Source organism: Streptomyces sp. HSW2009, from assembly GCF_040240285.1.
Lineage (GTDB): Bacteria > Actinomycetota > Actinomycetes > Streptomycetales > Streptomycetaceae > Streptomyces.
The window spans coordinates 1-1,070 of the sequence record NZ_JBEHZD010000017.1; the positions used below are offsets into that span (position 1 = coordinate 1).

General features: G+C 69.7%; 1 pseudogene. It reads right to left on the bottom strand.

The features are described 5' to 3' along the window. Nucleotides 1-228 (bottom strand): annotated as a pseudogene (locus AAHZ94_RS02580) (hypothetical protein); the annotation flags it as partial. Between the last annotated feature and the right edge of the window lie 842 nt (nt 229-1,070).

Here is a 1,070-nt window from a genome sequence, read left to right on the forward strand (position 1 = left end):
CCCCCCCCCCCCCCCCCCCCCCCCCCCCCCCCCCCCCCCCCCCCCCCCCCCCCCCCCCCCCCCCCCCCCCCCCCCCGCCATGCCCCGGGCCCGGCGATTCGCCGCCGACTCCGTGCGCCACCGAAAACCGTGGATTCGGCGTGACTCGCTGACGGCTGCACCGTCTCCACCTGGATTTCCGCTGACGCCGTACGCCACCCCGTATTCGGCCGTCTGTCCGAACGTCATCGACGGCAACCTACCTGGCCCCGGGTAATCCCAGGGGCACGTAAAAGGTGGGTAATTCTCGATGGCGTTTCCCTTTACTGCCTCGCGTGCGAAAACCGCACATCCGGTCGGATGAAAACTCTCATTCCGCGGCGAATTGAACGAGGCGAACACGCGTCCGCAGGGTGGCGAGGGGCCCGCGTGTACGGCTTGGCGCCGGTACGGGCCGCCTCGGCGCGGCGCAGGCGGAACGGGCGTGACGGGAGGCGGCCCGCCCGCTGGGGCGCGGCCCCCTGACGCCTCGGGTGCGGCCCCTGGGGTACGTACGGGCGCCTTCGCACCGCGCCGGCGACCCACACCATCAAGCCTATGACCTGCAATGACCCTTGCGAGGGGAAGGGCGGAGCGGCCCCTCGCGGACGCTTTTGCCCGCGCTCTGGCCGTCCCGCGCGGAGTTCCGCTGTCTTCCGCTCGCTGGCCCGCGCCCCTTGCTCGCCGCATCCGCGGCCCGCCCCTTCGCCTCCGCCCGCCGACCCGGGGGTCCCCGCGGCGCTGCGCCGCGGCGCGAGTTGGGGAACCCCTGTCCACAAGTCGAATGCATTTCCGTCCTTGTCGATTTCTCGCCTCGGATTCCTTAGCCTGGGCGATGGTCTACCTTTGGTGGGTCCCGTGCCGGCCGGCTCTACCAGCGTGCCGTGAATTGGGCTCGAATGAGTCGACCGTTTGACCGGCTAGCTGTTCGTGAGGTTAGATCGCGATCACCGGCCGTACCGGTATGCAATGGATTTCCCGTGGCTGGCCCCGGCTTTTTCTTTCCTTATCGCTAAAGGCGTGGGCATGCGTTTTGTTAGGGAGTTTTCGTG